This window comes from uncultured Gemmiger sp., from assembly GCA_944388105.1.
In the GTDB taxonomy this organism is placed as follows: Bacteria; Bacillota; Clostridia; order Oscillospirales; family Ruminococcaceae; genus Gemmiger.
In genome coordinates this window covers 18,859-38,567 of sequence record CALXHN010000014.1, presented here as the reverse complement: position 1 = coordinate 38,567, position 19,709 = coordinate 18,859, and the positions used below count along the sequence as shown (strand labels likewise).

General features: G+C 52.6%; 19 protein-coding genes and 1 other annotated feature. Of the genes, 9 read left to right on the top strand and 10 right to left on the bottom strand.

All coding sequences use genetic code 11. The annotated features are described in order from the left end of the window. Positions 1 to 85 precede the first annotated feature (85 nt). From Q0K17_RS03210 to Q0K17_RS03200, 3 genes are read left to right on the top strand one after another with little or no spacing between them, the layout of a single operon-like run. Positions 86 to 1,531, top strand: a complete 1,446-nt coding sequence (locus tag Q0K17_RS03210) for a spore germination protein (RefSeq protein WP_294539899.1) — start codon at positions 86 to 88, stop codon at positions 1,529 to 1,531. Then, the gene (locus Q0K17_RS03205) at positions 1,528 to 2,535 is read left to right on the top strand and encodes a hypothetical protein (protein WP_294539898.1); all 1,008 of its coding nucleotides are present in this window, start codon (positions 1,528 to 1,530) and stop codon (positions 2,533 to 2,535) included. The genes Q0K17_RS03210 and Q0K17_RS03205 overlap by 4 nt, the downstream gene beginning before the upstream one ends. After that, positions 2,502 to 3,479: a hypothetical protein gene (locus Q0K17_RS03200; protein ID WP_294539897.1), complete on the top strand. Its 978-nt coding sequence runs from the start codon at positions 2,502 to 2,504 to the stop codon at positions 3,477 to 3,479. The genes Q0K17_RS03205 and Q0K17_RS03200 overlap by 34 nt, the downstream gene beginning before the upstream one ends. A 3-nt stretch (positions 3,480 to 3,482) precedes the next feature. Here the strand turns inward: Q0K17_RS03200 and Q0K17_RS03195 are convergent, their stop codons facing one another. The 3 genes from Q0K17_RS03195 to Q0K17_RS03185 all read right to left on the bottom strand — a co-directional run bounded on the left by Q0K17_RS03195 (position 3,483) and on the right by Q0K17_RS03185 (position 6,816). Continuing rightward, a complete protein-coding gene (locus Q0K17_RS03195) occupies positions 3,483 to 4,679 on the bottom strand; it encodes a DHHW family protein (RefSeq protein ID WP_294539896.1) in 1,197 nt (398 codons plus the stop codon). Between the two features lie 17 nt (positions 4,680 to 4,696). Beyond that, the gene (locus Q0K17_RS03190; protein WP_294539895.1) at positions 4,697 to 6,097 is read right to left on the bottom strand and encodes an MBOAT family O-acyltransferase; all 1,401 of its coding nucleotides are present in this window, start codon (positions 6,095 to 6,097) and stop codon (positions 4,697 to 4,699) included. Positions 6,098 to 6,249: 152 nt separating this feature from the next. Beyond that, a complete protein-coding gene (locus tag Q0K17_RS03185; protein WP_294539894.1) occupies positions 6,250 to 6,816 on the bottom strand; it encodes a DUF4358 domain-containing protein in 567 nt (188 codons plus the stop codon). A 308-nt stretch (positions 6,817 to 7,124) separates the two neighbouring features. Between Q0K17_RS03185 and Q0K17_RS03180 the strand changes: the two genes are divergently transcribed. From Q0K17_RS03180 to Q0K17_RS03155, 6 genes are all read left to right on the top strand, one after another. Beyond that, entirely contained in the window at positions 7,125 to 7,625 is a 501-nt protein-coding gene (locus Q0K17_RS03180) for a Gx transporter family protein (protein WP_294539893.1), read from the top strand. Between the two features lie 120 nt (positions 7,626 to 7,745). Next, entirely contained in the window at positions 7,746 to 8,282 is a 537-nt protein-coding gene (locus Q0K17_RS03175) for an NADH peroxidase (protein WP_204647878.1), read from the top strand. Positions 8,283 to 8,487: 205 nt separating this feature from the next. Continuing rightward, positions 8,488 to 9,621, top strand: a complete 1,134-nt coding sequence (tgt, locus tag Q0K17_RS03170; protein ID WP_294539892.1) for a tRNA guanosine(34) transglycosylase Tgt — start codon at positions 8,488 to 8,490, stop codon at positions 9,619 to 9,621. Positions 9,622 to 9,702: 81 nt separating this feature from the next. Then, on the top strand, positions 9,703 to 10,050 hold the full coding sequence (gene yajC / locus Q0K17_RS03165) for a preprotein translocase subunit YajC (protein ID WP_294539891.1): 348 nt from the start codon (positions 9,703 to 9,705) through the stop codon (positions 10,048 to 10,050). 70 nt (positions 10,051 to 10,120) lie between these two features. Next, positions 10,121 to 10,588 carry a TIGR04086 family membrane protein gene (locus Q0K17_RS03160; protein WP_294539890.1) on the top strand — a complete coding sequence of 156 codons (468 nt, stop codon included), beginning with the start codon at positions 10,121 to 10,123 and terminating at the stop codon, positions 10,586 to 10,588. Continuing rightward, the gene (locus Q0K17_RS03155) at positions 10,588 to 11,274 is read left to right on the top strand and encodes a hypothetical protein (protein WP_294539889.1); all 687 of its coding nucleotides are present in this window, start codon (positions 10,588 to 10,590) and stop codon (positions 11,272 to 11,274) included. The genes Q0K17_RS03160 and Q0K17_RS03155 overlap by 1 nt, the downstream gene beginning before the upstream one ends. Here Q0K17_RS03155 and Q0K17_RS03150 read toward each other — a convergent pair. The 7 genes from Q0K17_RS03150 to recN all read right to left on the bottom strand — a co-directional run bounded on the left by Q0K17_RS03150 (position 11,242) and on the right by recN (position 19,702). After that, positions 11,242 to 12,300, bottom strand: coding sequence for a tyrosine recombinase XerC (locus Q0K17_RS03150; protein WP_294539888.1), 1,059 nt, complete (start codon positions 12,298 to 12,300; stop codon positions 11,242 to 11,244). The genes Q0K17_RS03155 and Q0K17_RS03150 overlap by 33 nt on opposite strands. Positions 12,301 to 12,581: 281 nt before the next feature. After that, positions 12,582 to 13,508 (bottom strand): haloacid dehalogenase-like hydrolase, encoded by a 927-nt coding sequence (locus Q0K17_RS03145; RefSeq protein WP_294539887.1) that lies wholly within the window; start codon positions 13,506 to 13,508, stop codon positions 12,582 to 12,584. A 1-nt stretch (position 13,509) separates the two neighbouring features. Beyond that, entirely contained in the window at positions 13,510 to 14,418 is a 909-nt protein-coding gene (locus Q0K17_RS03140) for an enhanced serine sensitivity protein SseB (protein WP_294539886.1), read from the bottom strand. A gap of 41 nt (positions 14,419 to 14,459) precedes the next feature. Then, positions 14,460 to 15,860, bottom strand: a complete 1,401-nt coding sequence (gene radA / locus Q0K17_RS03135) for a DNA repair protein RadA (RefSeq protein ID WP_294539885.1) — start codon at positions 15,858 to 15,860, stop codon at positions 14,460 to 14,462. Between the two features lie 95 nt (positions 15,861 to 15,955). After that, complete coding sequence (locus Q0K17_RS03130; RefSeq protein ID WP_294539883.1) at positions 15,956 to 16,336, bottom strand: DUF5655 domain-containing protein; 381 nt, start codon at positions 16,334 to 16,336, stop codon at positions 15,956 to 15,958. Between the two features lie 96 nt (positions 16,337 to 16,432). Further along, positions 16,433 to 17,653, bottom strand: a complete 1,221-nt coding sequence (gene tyrS, locus Q0K17_RS03125) for a tyrosine--tRNA ligase (protein WP_294539881.1) — start codon at positions 17,651 to 17,653, stop codon at positions 16,433 to 16,435. Between the two features lie 70 nt (positions 17,654 to 17,723). Next, positions 17,724 to 17,988: a binding site (T-box leader), on the bottom strand. A 46-nt stretch (positions 17,989 to 18,034) separates the two neighbouring features. Next, entirely contained in the window at positions 18,035 to 19,702 is a 1,668-nt protein-coding gene (gene recN / locus Q0K17_RS03120; RefSeq protein WP_294539879.1) for a DNA repair protein RecN, read from the bottom strand. Positions 19,703 to 19,709: the final 7 nt, after the last annotated feature.

Sequence of the window (19,709 nt, the reverse complement as noted above, 5' to 3'; positions counted from 1 at the left end):
TTGAAGGTGGGCCTTTTCCTTTTGTGGTAGACTGATATTTTCTCTTTCGATGGGCAGACTGAAAACAGGAAGGGGGAGTATCATAATGCCGCAACAAGGGGAAGATAAACTGGCCTGGGACCTGCAGAGCAACAAAGCGTTTCTGCAGACCCGCTTTGGAAACTCTCTGGATTATTACAGCAAGGATCTGAAGATGGGATGCGTATCTTGCTGCATCACGCTTTTTACCGGGCTATCCTCCCCGGAAAAACTGACGGTCATGGCATTGTCTATTTTGGAGCAGGAGAAAAAGACTTTCCGTCATGGTGCCCAATTATGCCGATATCTTCTGACACAGAGTCGAATTCCAACTGAAAGTACACCCGTCACCACAAAAACCGCGTTGGTGGAACGGTTGGCCAATGGACTGGCGGTGCTTCTGATTGATGGGTGCCCCTGTGCTGTCGCCCTCTCCACCCAGGAGATGCCGCAGCGGTCGGTATCGAATCCGGGGGGCGAGGGGAATATGCACGGCCCTCAGGAAGCATTTACAGAACTTCTGCGCAATAATGTATCCCTGCTGCGGCGGCAATTTAGAACCGACACCTTTGTGGCGGAACTTCATATTGCCCACACGCATGCAAAAACGGAATATTGTTTGTGCTATGATAAACAACGCGCTCCGGCAGACACTGTGCGGGCGCTGCGCCGCCGATTGGAGCAAGTGGAACTGCCGGTTCTTCTGGATTCTTCTTATTTTGCCTCATTCATTAAACAGGATAAACTGAATTTGTTTCCCGCCGCGGCATATACCGAACGTCCTGCAACCGCCTGTGCCCGGATCTGCGAAGGAAAAGTGGCGGTTCTGGTTTCCGGCAGCCCGTTTGCCATGATTGTTCCAAGTTTTTTCAGTGAACACTTTGAATCTCTGGATGATTATTCTTCCGGTGCTGTTTTTGCCGGCATGATCCGGTTGTTGAAGTATATTGCGTTTTTGCTGTCGGTGTTTGGTCCGGGCTTGTATGTAATGGCACTTACCTATGCGCCCGAGATCATTCCCGTCAGGCTGTTGGCCACATTGGCACAGGCAGAAGCACAAACGCCCTTATCTCCTATGCTGGAAATGCTGGCCGTAACGCTGTTGCTGGAAATTGTGAGGGAAGCCGGACTGCGCGCGCCCAAAGCGATATCCCATACAGTCAGCCTGGTGGGGGCGCTGATCATTGGTGAAACGGCGGTCAGCGCAGGCATTGTCAGCATTCCGGTCCTGACGATGGCGGCTGCTGCTACGGTGGCCACATTGGCGGTGCCGTCTCTGTATGAGCAAAGTATTTTGTTTCGTTTTGCGGTGATCCTGCTCACGGGAATTTTTGGGGTTCCCGGATTTGCCTGCAGCGCGTTGCTGATTTTGGCCATGGCCTGCGGAAGCGATCCGTTTGGCTATGACTATCTCTATCCGCTGATGCCGCCGTGCAAGGCTACCGTCCGGGATGGATTTGTGCGCACAATCTGGACATCGTTGGCCCGTTCCAAAGGGGAGGGGAGATTATGAAAAGAGAGGCTCCCAACCTGTTTTCAGCATTGCTGCTGGGGTTATTCGGCAATATATTGTTGTCTTCGCAGGTAGGATACTGGGTACGGCCCGGAATATTGCTCCTGCCTGTCAGTGTTGCCGCGTTGGCGGCAGTCTCAATGGCATTTGCCTGGGGATGGCGCAGAGTGGGGGAAAACCCACTGATCCGATGGACGCTGCTTGGTTTGCTGGCATTGAGCTCTGCCATTGAAATACTGCGTCTGTGGCGCCTATTTGAATCGATTTACCCGGATGGAATGAGTATGTTCGGGATTTGTCTGATGATTGTTGTACCGGTTATCTATCTTCGCAGGGTATCTTCCATCGCACAGACAGCCAATGTGGTGCTGGCTGTACTGTTGGTCGCCAGCGTCTTTATGGTGGCATCTATTGCTTCCCAGCTTCGCCTGTCCAATTTACAGTTTGTTCCGTTATCTATGGAACAGGCCAATATTACCTTGAGAGCACAGATTATTTTGTATCCGGAGTTTCTGCTTCCGGCTCTTTGGCCGGATTCCGCAAGGTTTGGCAGAAATACTTTGCTGCGCTTGGCGGGAGGGGGAGTGGCGTTTTCGGTGGGAGTACATCTCTTGCTGGAACTGTTTTTTGGCGCCGATGTCCCTTTTCAGGAAAATCCGCTGCATACCGCTGCACAAAGCGGTTCGTTTTCTATCTTCAATCGTCTGGAATGGCTGCAGCTGATTCTTTGGATGATGGTGGTGACCATCAAACTGGCATTGTATTTATATGCGGGTGTGCATCTGATGGGAGGCTATGCCTGTAAAAGCGAAAACAATGCTGTGGGCCTGGATCGCTTTCCGGTCTACTTCGCTCTCATGCTTTTTCTTTGTGCACTTTGGCGGTCAGCCGATTTGGAAGTGCTGATGGATATACGCAATATTTTATTGGTGTTATATGTCGTGCTGATTGTGGCAGGAGGTGGCTTGCAGTGGCTTTTGGCAAAAAAATCAGAGCCTGCCTAACAGCAGGTATGCTTGCGGGAGGCTTGCTTTTGAGCGGCTGCACGGCGGCTCCGCTGCTTTCACAGAGAGAAATCGTGCGTGCTGCGTTTTTTCAGCAGCAGGGAGCCCGGAGCGCGGTTTTTCTGCTGTTGGCTGACAGCGCACAAAATGCGGAAGGGCAGCAGCCGGCATACAAGGTGGTAACTGGCCACGGAGACAACCCGGAACAGGCTTTGGAAAAGGCCGAAAACAGTCTGGAAGGACAGGTATTTTATGGATTGCTGGATCTGGCGACTTTCCCGACCCAGTATAACTGGCAGAATGTGGTTGACACAGCCAGACTTTTGTATGACAAAACCAAGCCGGCCCCCCAGATGATCCTGTTCCTGATGGACGAGATGCCGGAACAGCAACTTGTGAAGAACGCCGGTGATTTGTATGAAGAAATGGAGAAGGCGCAAGTGCGCTATGATCTGAAAAATGGCCTTCAGACAGTGTTCTCCGAGAAAAATGAATGTGCCCTGCCGGTATGGAAGGGCACGGAATATGGCTTTTCGTTTCTGCAGAAAGATAAAGAACCCTTAATGGTCAAGGAAGCAATAGCAGCGCAGCTGGCAGCCGTTCTGTCCGAACAGTCCGACAGACTGGAATGCCTGTTTGATCAGGAAAGTGCTGCTCTGCAAACGCAGACTTATGTTCAGCATTGTGCTGATCAAGTAGGCCAAAATGAATTGCGCCTGACCCTTATTGATCCGGAAATAAGGGATATAAGCGGGGAAGGCCGGGAACCGGTCCAGCTGCAGCAGCTGCTCTGTAATGAACTGCAGCAAGTTTTTGCTGATTTTACAAGGAACCTGTATACTGACCAATTTGATCCGTTTCGGACCGGCATATGGGTCGCGGCGCAAAGCGGAAGCCAGAAACCGGTTCCGCAGCCCAGCCTGATGATCCATTTGGAACCGTGATTTTCATTCAGCAGAAGTCAGGGTGGTGGGACGATCCAGATATACCACGCGGTTGTCTGCAATGAAAGTCTGAAAGTTATAGAGAATCAGAACCTGGTCGTATCCTTCAGACTCGATGGTGGAGTCCAGACCATAGGAGAAATTGCGAAGATCGACCACGCCGATTTTGGCGTAGTTTTCTGTTAAAAATGGCACAAAGCAGTTGGCGTAGCTGTCTTTGACCACCAGGATACTGCCTTCTCCGTTGCCTTCAATAACAGAGTAACCATTGTTGCCGTCCAGGAAGGCGGCGTACTTATCCCGGGTCTGGAATTTTTCGGTATTGACCATGGTTTCGGTCTTTCGCGCACTGTATTGGGTTTCGCCGGTGATATCATAGATAGTCATAGGATTGTCCAGCGGATAATAGGTGATCACATCCGGCTGTACATCCCATCGACGGGCTGCGGAATAGTGGGTCCCGTAGAAATCCGGGATACTGACAGATTCACGGGCGGCAGTATCAAAAGGAGTCAATCCCTTCAGTTGACAGAACTGCTGATATGCCAGATAGGCGCCTTGCGTTGTCCAGTGGTGATCGGTTTTATAGTAAAGGTATTCATCCTTTTCCCGGGTGAACACATCCCGCAGATCGAGCACATCAGCGCTGGAGGATACTTGGGAAAAAATATCATCCAGCATGGCATTTTCGTCCACCATGGGCGCACCCACAGGCAGCTTTTCTGGATAGATGACGCTGGCCGAAGGGGCCAGAAGAAACGTAACTTTACCGGGATGGCGGGAAGCAAAATTGGTTACGGCATCCAGATTTTTGCTCAGCTGCTTCTGCGTATCCGGTGATACGTCAAACAACTTTGTGAACATCCAGCCGTCTTTTCCCAACAGGATGTTGCTCTCTTCCACTTTGCCGAAAGCAAGATTGTTAAAGGCGCTTTCCAGATCAATCCATGTATCGCGGAAGGCGACCTGATCCTGCATGTAGGTGGAAAAATCCTGAAGAAAATCTCCATTCAGCAGGGTTTTGATACTGAAGGACGGCAACTGTGCCAGCTTTCGATTTTCCAGATCAGACATGTCCCGTTTTGGCCAGAAGAAGTTCAGAACTGAAAAACCGACAAGCAAGAAAAGAAACAATGCCAGAACAGCGCCGGGGCGTGCACCTGTTTCACGTCCGGCTTTTCGATGAATATAGCGGGCCATAGCAGGTCACACCTCCTTTAGAAATCAGCGTAGAGGGCCGTCGAGCCAGTGGCGGCGACCACATAAGCGGTGCACAGAATGGCGACAGCGGCAAAAATCAAAAGACGAAGAGGCAGGACCTTTTTGGTCTTGTCCCAAATCCAAGAAGGCAACGGTGTGGAACACAAGCAGCACACCACCAGCAGCACGCCATAATTACGAAGGTAATACAGTGCCGAAATGCCGCCCTGAGGGACAAACAGCCTGTTCAAAAGCAGACCCAGCGGCGCGCCGGCGGCATTGGCTGTAAAGATACCCCAACCAAGTACCACAAAGAACAGGGTATAAATGTGTGGCCAGATGCGGCCTTTTTTGAGATATTTGAGCAGGAAGTTCTTCTCAATGACCAGGAGCACGAAATAGTACAGACCCCAGCAGATGAAGTTCCAGTTGGCGCCGTGCCAAAGACCGGTCAAGGCCCAGACAACCAGCATGTTCAGAATCTGACGGCCGGGACCGCGGCGATTCCCACCCAGAGGAATGTAAATATAATCCCGGAAAAACTGGGAAAGGGTAATGTGCCAGCGGCGCCAGAACTCGGTAATGCTGGCGGAAATATAGGGCAGATTGAAGTTGGCAGGGCACTCGAATCCCATCATCAGGCTCAGACCGTTGCTCATCTCAGAGAAACCGGCAAAGTCAAAATACAGCTGCAATGAGTAGGCAAGGATCCCCAGCCAGACCAGAGGGGTAGAGGCATTGGCAAGGCCGATGCCCTCGGAGGTAGAGATGATATCCTGCCACAGTGCGGCGATGGAATCGGCTAAAATCACTTTTTTGGCCAGACCGAACACGAACATCACAGCCCCGGCCTCTGCCTGTCGGATTGTGCAACGTCCTTTTACCTTATGTAAGGCCGGCGCCATATCACGGTAACGAACAATAGGACCAACAATCAGCTGCGGATACAGGATCACATAAGTGGCAAAGGTGATTGGGTTTCGCTCGGCTTCGACCTGACGGGTGTAAACATCCGCCACATAGCTGATGAGCTTGAAGGAGTAATAGCTGATTCCCAGGGGAAGCACATCCAGAAACGTCAGAGAAGACAGGCCGGCACCGGAAATCTGGTTGATCGTGTCAATCAAAAAATTGGTGTACTTGAAAAATACCATGGAGGCTGCACTGATTACCACCGCAAGCAGCAGCACGGCACGACGTACAGACGCTTTGCTGGCATTCTGCATCAAAAGACCGGCTATGTAGTTGACAATGATAAGGACTGCAATCAGAGGTAACCAGGTAATGCCGGTCCAGCAATAAAAGAGAATACTTTCCAAAAGCAGGACGGCATTTTTGGCGCGTCCGGGCACCAGGTAATACAGACCCAGGGCCAACGGCATAAAACAAAACAGGAACACCACACTGTTGAATGACAAGAGGGCTTCCTCCTTCCTTCTTCCTTAACCAAAACCAAAAAAGTACGGCAGGCCATAGCCCCGGATGCATACAGGCTGTCTGCCGTGAGCAGAGACAGCGGGCATGCACGGAACAGCGGCCTGCCGTTTTTCATTGCTTCAGATCACCCGGATCAGGCAAGCGCGCTGTCAATGGCAGCGTCGATGTCGGCATAATCCGGACCATTGATGGCGGCGATCACAATGACAACAAAATCACCGTTCACGACAATACGGGCGTCCTGGGCCTTGGCTACCTTGTCAGCAAATTCTGCGTACAGGTTGCTGCTGGCAGATTCCTTGTAGGCTTCCAGTTCGGCCTTAACCGCATCGGCACAGCCGCTCTTTGCCTGGACGGCCAGAACCAAAGCACAGTCAGCCTGATCATTGGTAACGTCACCCTTGAAGCCAAGAATATTGTCCATGGTCAGGCCAATCTCGTTTTCCAGAGAAAAATCATCCAATGCGCGGGCATTGGGGACCGCATTGACAGCCTCAATGGTGGAAACGATGGAATCCAGTTTGGCGGTGTCAGCTTCCGCAGTTTCGCCGCTTTCCTGTGCCGCAGAATCGGTTTCGGTCGTTGCAGCCTCGGAAGAGGAAGAAGTGGTATCTGCGGTGCTGGAAGAAGAGCCGGTGCAGGCAGCCAGCAGACTGGTCATCAGCACAGCGGCACACAGAACAGCAATCAGTTTTTTCATGGTAGTTCTCCTTTTGTAATGCTCCCTATTTATAAGGGTAGTATGGCACATGATAGCGCGGTTTTATTCCCGCATGCACAGTATATCGCTTTGGCGCGGTTATACGTTAATAGGATACACCATCCACGGGGTTTTTTCAAGGGGCGCAAAAGAACAAACAACGTTGCTCTTTGTAAAATTTTGCTGTATCGCACGGCTTACAAACAGGGTTGACAAATGCCCCCCTTTCGCCGTACACTAACCTTGAATCGAAGATAAGGATTGTTACGATGCAAAGCCAAAAAGTCAAGACCATCGCGCGGCTGGGCATGCTCTTTGCCCTGGCCATGGCACTTTCGTTTTTTGAATCTGTGATTACGCCGCTTCTTGGGTTAATGCCAGCCATGAAACTGGGCTTGGCCAATATTGTGGTCATGTATGCACTGGTATTTATGAAGCGACGGCAGGCGCTGGCACTGGTGCTGCTGAAAGCAGGATTTTCTCTGTTTGTAAGGGGAGCAACGGCGGGCCTTTTATCTCTGTGCGGAGGAATGCTTTCCTGGGCTGTTATGTGCCTGCTGCTCAGCCTGCCCACACCGGTGACGGGATATATTTTTTCTGTTTGCGGGGCCTTGGCGCATAATATAGGGCAATTGCTGGGGGCGGCGACGGTGCTCGGCAGCGCAATGGCGTTGGGGTATGCGCCGATTTTGCTGGCAGTCGGGTTGGCGGTTGGAAGTTTGACCTGGTGGGTGGCACGCGGAGTGTTTCCCGCACTCAAGCGTTTGTACCCCAAGGAAGGGAAAGGTATAGATAAAATAATATTTTAAGATTTTGTCTTAAAATTTACGAGTATCTATTGACATTGATTTTTTTGTATGCTATCATATAGGCAAGACGCAAGACTGTGTCTTAAAAATGATTCGAGCAATGATTCGGAGGTAATAAACATGGCTAAGTATGTTTGCACTGTGTGCGGCTATATCGCGGAAGGCTCCATCCCGGAATTCTGCCCGGTCTGCAAGGCTCCCGCTTCCAAGTTCATCGAGAAGAAGGATAACACCTACGTTACCGAGCATGTTGTCGGTATCGCCAAGGACGCTCCGGAAGAGATCATCCAGGGCCTGCGCGAAAACTTCAATGGCGAGTGCAGCGAAGTCGGCATGTACCTGGCTATGAGCCGCGTGGCTGACCGTGAAGGCTATCCCGAGATCGCCGAAGCCTGGAAGCGTTATGCTTTCGAAGAGGCTGAGCACGCTTCCAAGTTTGCCGAACTGCTGGGCGAAGTGCTGACCGACAGCACCCAGAAGAACCTGCAGATGCGTGTTGACGCTGAGTGCGGTGCCTGCGCCGGCAAGATGGACCTGGCCAAGAAGGCTAAGGAGCTGAACCTGGATGCCATCCATGATACCGTTCATGAAATGGCCAAGGACGAGGCCCGTCACGGCCGCGGCATGCAGGGCCTGCTGGATCGTTACTTCAAGTAATCCGGCGCAGATCCTGATATAATCACATAGAAGCCCCGGGAGAGTTATGCGCTCTTCCGGGGCTTTTGCATGATGCGCTATCTATGGTTGACAAAGCTGTGAAGGCAACGATATAATAAATATGTTATCGGCGATGTCGGAAAAGTTTCGGCACCGCCAGTTTTTTCGCCCGGCTGTTCTCCGGGTGCAGGTAAAGGAGAAAACTATGCCATATCGTCTGATCCGTCAGGAAGGGGCGGCCCGTCGCGGTGAGTTCAAGACCGTACACGGCACCGTCCAGACCCCCGCATTCATGAACGTTGCCACGGCAGGCGCCATCAAAGGCGGGCTGTCTGCATTTGACCTCAAGGAGATTCGTGCGCAGGTCATGCTGTGTAATACGTATCATCTGCATCTCCGTCCGGGTGACCAGTTGGTTGCCGATATGGGGGGATTGCATCGCTTTACCCGGTGGGACGGACCTATTCTGACGGACAGCGGCGGATTTCAGGTTTTCAGTCTGGCGAAACTGCGCCACATCACGGAGGAAGGCGTAACTTTCAATTCGCATCTGGACGGCCACAAGATTTTTATGGGGCCGGAGGAGAGCATGCAGATTCAGGCCAATCTGGGTTCCACCATCGCCATGGCCTTTGACGAGTGTGTGGAAAATCCCGCGGAACATGACTATGCGGCGGCTAGCTGCGCTCGTACGGCCCGGTGGCTTCTGCGCTGCAAAAAGGAAATGGCACGCCTGAAGCATGAAGGCAAAGCTGTGAATCCGGACCAGCTTCTGTTTGGCATCAACCAGGGATGTACATACAAGGACCTTCGAGTGGAACACATGAAGCAGATTGCCGAGTATGACCTGGACGGTTATGCCATCGGAGGTCTGGCAGTGGGTGAACCGGCAGAGGTCATGTATGATGTGATTTCTGCGGTGGAACCCTATGCTCCAAAGGATAAAATTCGTTATCTGATGGGGGTCGGAACACCGGGCAATATCATTGAGGCCGTATATCGTGGGGTGGACCTGTTTGACTGTGTCATGCCCAGCCGTAATGCACGTCACGGGCATCTGTTCACCTGGAACGGTATTATCAATATCAAGAATCTGAAATATGAGCGGGACGAAAGCCCGATTGATCCGGAATGTGACTGCCCTGTATGCCGCAACTTCAGCCGCGCGTATATTCGTCATCTGCAGAAGGCGGACGAGATGCTGGGAATGCGTCTGGCCGTGATGCACAATCTGTATTTCTACAATCATCTGATGGAACGCATCCGGGAAGAACTGGATGCCGGTACCTTCCAGCAGTTCCATGATAAATATGTCAAACTTCTCGATACAAGAATTTGATAAAACACTTGCGTAACCGTGTTAAATTCGGTATAATCTTCTTATGTCTTAATAATTCAGCAGTATAAGGAGCCATTGCATATGATTCAGTTTTTGGAGCAGACTGCCGGCACCGGCAATATTCTTCTGACCATGGTCCTGCCCATGGTTCTGGTGATCGGGTTCATGTATCTGATCATTTACGTTCCCCAGAAGCGTCAGGACAAGAAGGATGCTGCCATGCGCAACTCCATTGAAATCGGTGACGAAGTGACCACCATCGGCGGTGTTGTGGGCCGTGTGGCAGCCATTAAGGATGACACCTTTGTTCTGGAGACCACCAGCGACCGTGTTAAGATTCGGTTCCGCCGTTCTGCGATCTCTTCTGTGGAGAAGCTGGATATGGGTACTACCAAGGACGAACCCAAAAAGGATGCGGCCAAGAAGTAATCCGACCTAAACAAGATCACATAAGCGAACGCCTCTTTGCATACCGTTTAGTGCAAGGAGGCGTTTTTCTATGTATAAAAGCAAACTCAAAAAAGGATCTCCCGGCCGCAGGCGAATTCGTCCCACTGTGCGGGGCAGCAGCCCGCAGCGAGAGTTGTGTCTGGCGGTCATTCGCGGCTTTTTAGCCGGAGCCGGCACGGTGACGCTGATGCTCTGTGCATTGTCTGTGGCGTTTGCCAACACAAATCTTCCGCTGAGCTGGATTGGTCCCGCGGCATGTGTGGCAGCCGCGTGCGGCAGCTTTGTTTCGGGGCTGGTCCTCAGTCACGGTGTGGAGCGTTTTCGGTTGCTTTCCGGTCTGGCTTGTGGTGTGTTCTATTGTCTTTGTGCAATCGGCGCCGGACTGCTGTCGGCGCGGATGCCGACAGCAGATGGCAGAAATCTTTCGCTGATGGCGGTATTGATGCTGGGGGCTGTGGCCGGCAGTGCGGCGGGGGCCTTGCGTAAGGGCGGCAGTCATACGGAGAGGGCACGCTGATGCGCACCGCCAGAACAACCGTACCGGGGATATCCCAGATTCCCGTTGCGGATATTTGGAAAAAAGGACGTCCGATTGCGGGTCATGGAAAAGCGGATCATACCCGACCGCGGGATGGGAATTCCACCTGGAAAATAACTGCGCTCTTTGGTCTTTTGTTTTTTGCCGGATACATGGTAGGAATCCTGAAAGGCAGGTCGGAAGAATCGAATTTTGGAAAACTGCTGGCTGCGTATTATATGGAGGCAAAAAATTTCTCTCTTTTCACGCCGCTGTTTTGGAATGAATTCGGCAGCGCCTTTTTGCAGGCTGTTCTTGTTCTGGCTTGTGGATTCAGTGCATTGGGGAGCGGATTTCTCTGCCTGTACTTTGCTGCCCGTGGCGCGGTGTGGGGGCTCTGTGCATCCAGCGTTTTTATGCAAGGAGGCACAAGGGCCCTGGTAATCCACTGGCTGTTAACCTGTCTGCCGGATTTGAGTGTTTTTTTGGTCATGCTGTGGCTGGCAATGCAGGCGCACCTATGCGCATCTGGAATACTGCGCGGACTGACAGGAAGTTCTCAGCTGCGGCTAACAGCACAGCTGCGTAAACTCCTGATCAGATTTTTTACGGCAGTTGCGTTGTGTGCCGGATTCTGCATGCTGGGTGCGGCATCAGGAGTTCTCTTCGCCGGCGTCCTTATCTGATACATTTTCCTGCTGAGGTTTGAATTTGTGAGAGGAGAGGGGAGAAGCCGCGACGGCATCCCTAAGCTGCTGCTGATTGATATGCGTATAGATCTGTGTGGTAGAGACATTTTCGTGCCCCAGGATTTCTTTCAATGCCAGCATGTCAACGCCGCCCTGATACATGAGTGTGGCGGCGGTATGCCGCAGCTTATGCGGAGAATATCCGCGGCCGGACAAACCGGCACTTTGCAGGCACCGTTCCACAATCTGCTGTACCCGGCGTGCAGTCAGGCGTTTGCCGGTTCGCTTGGATACAAAAAGAGCGTTGGAATCTGTCAGATGGGGTAAAGCTGCCCGTGCTGGAAGATAGTGAGCCAGAGCATCCTGGCAAGCAGTGTTCAGATATACCAATCGCTCTTTACCGCCTTTGCCGGTGATCCGGATGGTTCCATCCTTGAAATCGCTCAGATTGATGGTGATCAATTCTGCCAGACGCATACCGCAGTTGAGGAACAAAGTAAGGATGCAGAAGTCTCGCTCATAAAAGTCGCTTTGTATATTATTTAACAATTCGATGCTTTCTTCTGCAGAAAGATACTTGGGCAAAGCTTTTTTGGGCGTACCAAGACTGATGTTGGCAGTAGGATCATCATGGATGAGATTCACCTGATTACACAAATATCCAAAGAATCCGCGCAGAGCCGAAAGCTTGCGGGCACGGGCCTTGGGACCATTTTCATTGGTGCGCGTATAATCCAGATAGTTCAGAATGTCCCGTTTCTGAACTTTTCTGATTTGTTCGATGGTGATGTGGGTCAGATCAATCTTGGTGGGATCCGTTTCCAGCGTTTGCTGGCTGCACAGGGACCATATGACCATCATATACCGAAAGAATCCTCGCAGATCGAGATAATAGCCGTTGACTGTACGCGGTGAACGCAGCTTGACGAAGTCGAGATAATGAAGATATTCGATCACAGTATCAGGGATATCCAGATAAGGTGCATGGCGTTCAGGATGTGCGACATCAATGTAAGTGCTCATGGGAAAAATACCTCTCTTACGTATAGGTATGGTTAAAGCCGGATGCAAGGAAAATGACTTACAGACCGGCAGCTGCAAAGGCGGAAAAGATAAAAACCACTCCCCCATATTTCGCTAAACTTACATTTAGCGAAATGCTAGGTTGCGCTTTTACTATACCACACTTTTCCCCGCCTGTCAAAAGTAAGTTGTACCAAGGATACCAAAAACACATCCAAAAACATGTTGTGCCCGGACCACGACGATCAAAGCCAAGGTGGTCCGGGCACTTTTTGTTTAGTTTATCGGTTGATGGATAAAGCCATGCGGTGATACGTATGGCGTTCTCCACGGATGGCGATGGAATACGCCAGGATATTTTGTGGTAATGCCATCCCGGGTACACCGGTGTCACCAATATGGTGCAGGTCGGCACCGGCCATTTTGCACCAAAGAGCAATCTGCCGTATGGTACCGGGATCGGCTCCCTCCTGGGAGGTTCCGATAGCTGTCATCAACAGTGCACCCCTTTTGTGCACATATCCGGCCAGATCATGGACGGCTTCCACGGTGATTCCCGGTACGGTGCCGGGAGCGGGAACCAACACAATATCAGCTCCGGCATCAATAAATTCCTTGGCATCGTCCTGGGTCATGACAGATGCGCCGCTTTGAGAAAGAACGCCTGCACCATGCATTTTCCCTGCGGCCAGAATCACTCTATCCCCTGCTGCAGCTTTTATTTTGCGCAGGGCATCCACAATGGCCGCATTGGCAACGCCATTGCCGGGATTGCCGGTCAACAAAATCATATCCACACCCATGTCAGCGGCTCTGACGGCGTTTTCAGCTGTAGCAAGCCGTCCGTCTGACATTTGCCATAGTGTCCCGTCGTTGGAAGCGGCCAACCGCGGATCTACCGGCTCCAAATTGATGCCGATGACGCGGCCTGTCAGGCGTTTCAATTCTCGAATGGTGTTTTCCGGCAAAACTTTTGGCAGCGCCTGGATCACTGGTTTTTGAACATCAAACATGTTCAGCAACAGCACATCGGCTCCCAAAGCGGCAGCGTATTCGGCGTTGGTTACGTCATTCAGCAACGGCTGCGTGATCCCGATTGTCTCGCTGACCATAACACGTCCTTCACATCCGGCCATGGATTCCAGCAGCTCTTTTTTTCCAAAAGAAACCAGATCACTGGCTGTACAGTCCAGCAGACGTTTGGCCATCTCAGTCGTCCTCCTCGTCCAGATTGATCCGTCCCTTGCCGCGAACATAGAAAGGCTCACTGTCACGCATTCCCTGCTGGCCAAGCGGGGTTTCGGAGGTGGTGATATTCAGATTGATCTTTTTGGCGATGTTTTCGGGAGAAGACATAAAGGGACGTGCCGTATTGGCGATAGCGGCAAAAAGCTTGTCATCCTTTCCGGCATCAAGAACAAGCAGATAATACCGGTCTGTATCGTTGACAAGCATCATCTGCAGATAGGCTGCCGCAACGCCGGGTTGCTGTGCAAACAGTTCACACAAAGGATCCAGCAATGCATCCGGGTAGACAGTAGGCTCGACGATGGTGATCTTGTCTCCCGGCTTTACCTGTGCAGGACGCAGACCGGCTTTGACGCGTTCCACAGCCGCGTCATGCTGCTGCTTGATGGAGGCAACCATCTTGGACTCGAACCGCAGATTATCCCCAAAAGGATCCACAACAAATCCGGCTACCTTATCGTTCTGCTGCAGCATCCGGGCATAGTCATCAAAGCGCAGTGCCATGACCTGGGTGGCTCCATTCTGATGCCATTTGCGCAGTTCTTCCTCGTTGGTAAAAGCAGGAAAGAAAGAGCGGCCATCCGTTGCCTTCAGGAGAGAAAACGTAACACGGGTATCCTTCGGCAGCTGAACACGGCCATTGGCGTCAGGTTTGGGAATATCTCCATTAATCTCCACTTTGGCCGGAGCAAGAAAGATAGCCCGGGTCAGCTGGTTGATGACGGCATTGAGATTCTGGGGATTGTTTTCCTGACGCAGCTTTTTGGCCGCAGCATTCAGTTCAGGATTGGATACCGGCTGTTTGGTCACCGGGTTCAGGATATGTCCGGCGGGCTGCTTGGGCGCGGCGGGCTGATTGCTTTTTTTCATGCTAGTCTCCTTTTTATTTATATAAATACGGTCCGTCATTTTCAGTCTTTCAGTTTGATGGCATTTACGGCCTCTCGCAGGTATGAAACTCCAATCAGATGAAGCCCGGGGAATTCACGCTGGTCCAGCATTTTCAGGTTGTGTTTGGGAATGATGGCGGTATCAAATCCAACCCGCTGCGCTTCCCGCAAGCGAGTTTCCAGATGTGGCACGCTGCGGACTTCCCCACCCAGGCCAACTTCCCCGATGGCAAGGGTCTTTTCCGCAATGGGCAAATCCAGCAAGCTAGACACCATCGCCAAACAGGCCGGCAGATCACAGGCTGTTTCATCCAACCGAAGGCCGCCTACCACATTGAGATATACATCCTGATTCCCGAAGAAATGGCCGGTGCGCTTTTCCAGCACAGCCAGCAAAAGATACATGCGATTGTAGTCAAAACCACTGGCGGTACGCCGAGGACTGGGAAAAGATGTCTTGGTTACAAGAGCCTGCAGTTCGCCCAATACAGGGCGGGTCCCTTCCATGACACAGGCAACGCAGGTGCCACTGATTCCCAACGGACGCCCTTCCAGCATGACCTGAGACGGGTTTTCAATTTGTTCCAGTCCACGGCCGGTCATGTCAAACATGCCGATCTCGTTGGTGGAACCGTAGCGATTCTTGACGGCACGCAGAACGCGGTATGGCAGGGTTTTGTCCCCCTCAAAATACAGGACGGTGTCCACAATATGTTCCATGACCTTGGGGCCGGCAATCGCACCGTCCTTGTTCACATGGCCCACAATAAAGGTGGGAATCTCATACGTCTTGGCTACGTTCAGAAACCGGGCGGTGCTCTCCTTCACCTGAGAAACAGTGCCGGAGGACGAAGCGATGTCGGTGCATCTCATGGTCTGAATGGAGTCGATAACGACCAGGTCTGGTTTCATCTGTTCGATCAGCCCACAGATTTCATCCACATCGCTTTCTGCAACCAGAGAAATATTGTCCTGAGGAACATTCAGCCGCACCGCGCGCAGTTTGATCTGACGGACCGATTCTTCGCCGGTCACATACAGTACAGAACGGGTACGGGATACCTCTCCGCAGAGCTGCAGGAGAATGGTGGATTTGCCGATCCCTGGTTCGCCGCCAATGAGGGTTACACTGCCGATGACAATACCGCCGCCGAGCACCCGGTCCAGTTCACCGATGCCGGTGACGATGCGGCTTTTTTCCTCGGTGGTGCTGACGCCGCTCAGTTTAAGAGGCGTCAGGCTCGTCTGACCGGGTGTACGCACTGCGGCAGTTTTTCCGGAAGCGGTTTTGGCCGGCTCGGCCACCACATCCTCGGTCATGGTATTCCAGGCCCCGCAGGAAGGGCAGCGTCCTAACCATCGCGGACTGGTTTCTCCGCATTGGGTGCAGACATAAATGGTTTTCAGTTTGTCTTTCGGCATGCTTTGCCCTCCCCTATTATATCCCGTTTATTATAGCCCAAAATGAGAAAGGGAGCAAGGGGCACGGGATGTGCGGTACCATAAAGCGGGCTCTGCTATTTCTGCGCAGCAAAATGATACGCTTCCTTTATCCAGGACATCAGCTCTTCATCAATGTCTTCCGGTCGGGTAATCATAAGGTGATGTGTCCAGCGTCCCGGATAGGCTTCAACAGCAGCCTCAATGCGGGACGAATCCAACTTATGAGCCAGCCCAAAGGTCACAACAATATAGACAGGTGGGCGCTGACTGGCCTTGCGGACTTTGAGAAACGAAATGCAGGCGAACACATGGCGGTTGGAATAAGTGATCTGTGTCTTTTGTACCCGCACGGTGAATGGGCCTACAGACTGCAACAAGCGGCTCTCAAAAGCTTCAAACAGGGATAAAGCTGCAGGATTTTGATCGAAGAAGAACAAAGTGTCGGCATTTGGCACGGTGACCGTCTCCTTTTCTTGTTTTAGATAAAAAGCCGTTCCGCAAATTTACGGAACGGCTTTGGTCTCATGCATAGACTGTACGTCGCAGGTTGGTCACAGCATCACTTTATGATATACTTTTTTACCCTTCTTAATCACAACACCGCTTTTCAGGGACTCGGCTGTCAGCGCTGTGGCAGGGTCAGTGACCTTCTCGCCATCCAGCAGGACACCTCCCTGCTGGACCAGCTGACGGGCCTCCCGGTTGGAAGAGCACAGTCCGGCGGCCACCATGGCAGCCAGCAGGCCCACTTTTCCATCCTTGACAAGGGCAGCGTCCAGAACGGTGGAAGGCATGTGCTCCTGGTCTGCAGCACCGCTGAACAGACCACGGGCAGTCTCCTGCGCCTTCGTGGCCTCTTCTTCGCCATGCACCATCTTGGTCAGCTCAAAGGCCAGAATCTCCTTGGCTTTGTTCAGCTGCTCACCCTGCCAGTGGTCCATCTCGTCGATCTGCTCCAAAGGCAGGAAGGTAAGCATACGGATGCACTTGAGAACGTCGGCATCGCCCACGTTGCGCCAGTACTGGTAGAACTCGAAGGGGCTGGTTTTGTTCGGGTCAAGCCAGACGGCATTGCCGGCGGTCTTACCCATCTTCTTGCCCTGGGAGTCAGTCAGCAGCGTAATAGTCATGGCGTAGGCGTCCTTGCCCAGCTTGCGGCGGATGAGCTCGGTGCCTCCCAGCATGTTGGACCACTGATCATCACCGCCGAACTGCATGTTGCAGCCGTAGTGCTGGAACAGATGATAGAAGTCGTAGCTCTGCATGATCATGTAGTTGAATTCCAGGAAGGACAGACCCTTTTCCATGCGCTGCTTGTAGCACTCGGCACGGAGCATGTTGTTCACGCTGAAGCAGGCGCCAACCTCACGCAGCAGTTCCACGTAATTCAGGTTCAGCAGCCATTCGGCGTTGTTCAGCATCAGGGCCTTGCCTTCGCCGAATTCGATAAAGCGCTCCATCTGCCGCTTGAAGCAGTCAGCGTTGTGGGCAATGTCTTCCATGGTCAGCATCTTCCGCATATCGGTACGGCCGGAGGGGTCTCCGATCATGGTGGTGCCGCCGCCGATCAGGGCAATGGGCTTGTTGCCCGCCATCTGCAGGCGCTTCATCAGGGTCAGAGCCATGAAGTGGCCGGCAGTCAAACTGTCGGCAGTGCAGTCAAAGCCGATGTAGAATGTGGCCTTGCCGTTGTTGATGAGGTCGCGGATCTCGTCCTCATCCGTGACCTGCGCAATCAAGCCACGAGCTTTCAGTTCCTCATAGATGGTCATGAATCAAAAACCTCCTGTTTTGTGCGGCAAGAGCGCAAAATAAAAAACGCCCCTGCCAAATGTGAATTTGGCAGAGGGCGATAAATACGCGGTACCACCTCTGTTCACCCGCTCCTCACGGCGGCGGGCCTTCGCGGGTGCGGAACGGCAAAGTGTGACCGAACGACACCCCAAACGCTGTAACGTGCGCACACGGCACAGCCTACTGCCACTGGTGGTGGGTTCAGCCTGCTGCTCCGGGATGTATTCCCCGCCGGTCCTGTCAGCTTCTTGCACCAACCGAAGCTTCTCTGGCACAGTACATGGCGGGTACTGGTTCCCATCAACACATTTGAACAAGATTTACCCTACCACAAGCGGGAGCAAAAGTCAAGTCTGTGTTCAATGAGAGCGCTCAATCAACTCCCGCGCACTGGCCAGACTCAGCTCCGAAACCTTATCCCCGGAAATCATATTGGCCAGCACACGGACTCGGCCATCCATATCCAGCGTATGAATTTCGGTAAACGTACGGCCATCCCGCACGTTTTTCTGAATCAGCAGCTGGTTATCCGCAAAAGCGGCAACTTGTGGTGTATGGGTGATACACAATACCTGATGTCCGGCCGCGGTCTGATGAAGAAGCTGACCGATACGTCCCGCTGCCAGCCCGGAAACACCAGTGTCAATTTCATCGTAGATGACAGTGGGCAGTGCATCCCGGTCCGCCAGTGCACTCTTAAAGGCAAGCATAATGCGGGAAAGTTCGCCGCCCGAGGCAATCTTGGCCATGGGTTTGGGCTCTTCCCCCGGGTTGGTGGAGATCAGAAATTCCACCTGATCCTGCCCATGGGAAGAAAGCGGACCCTTGGCATGGCGTAGGGCAAAACGGATACCGGGCATATTCAAAAATTCCAAAGCCTGCTTCATCTGGCGATTCATGGCTGTGAACCCCTTCAGGCGGCTTTGGGTCAGGGCTTCCGCGGCTTCCCTGGCCTGACGATATAAAGTTTGGGTCTGAGCCTTATACTCTGCAATTTTTTCGTCGGAGGTCTGGATGGTCTCCAGCTCCTGCTCGTCGGCCTCGCACCGTGCCAGCAGGTCTTCCACTTCCAGACCGTAGCGCTTTTTCAGCCGGTAGATGGTATCCAGACGGCTTTCAATCTGGTCCAGCTCCCCGGCATCAAAGTCATAGGCATCCAGCTTGTCTGCCAGGTCGGTGGCCAGCTCCCGAGCACCATAATACAACTCACTGAGTCGCTCCGCCAAAGGCGCCAGACTTTCATCCAGACGGGCGCTTTGCTGCAGGCCTCCCACGGCCTCCCCCAAAAGATCGGCCGCGCCCACGCTCTCATCGGAATCATCTCCGGAGAGCGCCGCATGGGCACCGCTCAGGCCTTCCAGAATGCTTTGAGAGTGGGTGATGATGGTGCGGCGCTCCTCCAAAGACTTTTCCTCTCCCACGGAAAGGCTGGCGGCCCGGATCTCTTTAATTTCTGCGCTGAGCTGTTCCATGCGCTGCTGCTTGCTGGCCTCCCCGGCCTGCAGGGAATCCAGCTGACGCTTGACTTCTACCAGTTTGCGGTACAGGGTATAGTAAGACTCAAACAGGTCCTGGTTGTGGGCATACTGATCCAGTAATCCCAGATGAGTGGCCGGGTTGGTCAGGCTCTGGCTGTCATGCTGACCATGGATGCTTAAAAGCCCCGCAGAAATATCGCGCACCACTGCGGCGGTAGCCGGCATGCCGTTGACCCGGCAGGAGCCTTTGCCATCGGCACTGATCTCACGATACAAAAGCAAATCGTCCGCATCCTCGTATCCGAACTTTTCCAGCTGTTTATGGACCGAATCCGGAATCTGTTCAAAGGTTGCCCAGATGGCCGCTTTCTGAGCACCGCTGCGCACCAGTTCCCGGGAAGTACGATTGCCCAGGATGGCGTTAATGGAATCGATCAGGATGGATTTGCCGGCGCCAGTCTCGCCTGTCAGCACATTGAGGCCGGGAGTAAAGCGAACTTCGGCTTTTTCAATGACCGCCACATTTTCGATTTTCAGTTGTGCCAGCATATGTGGA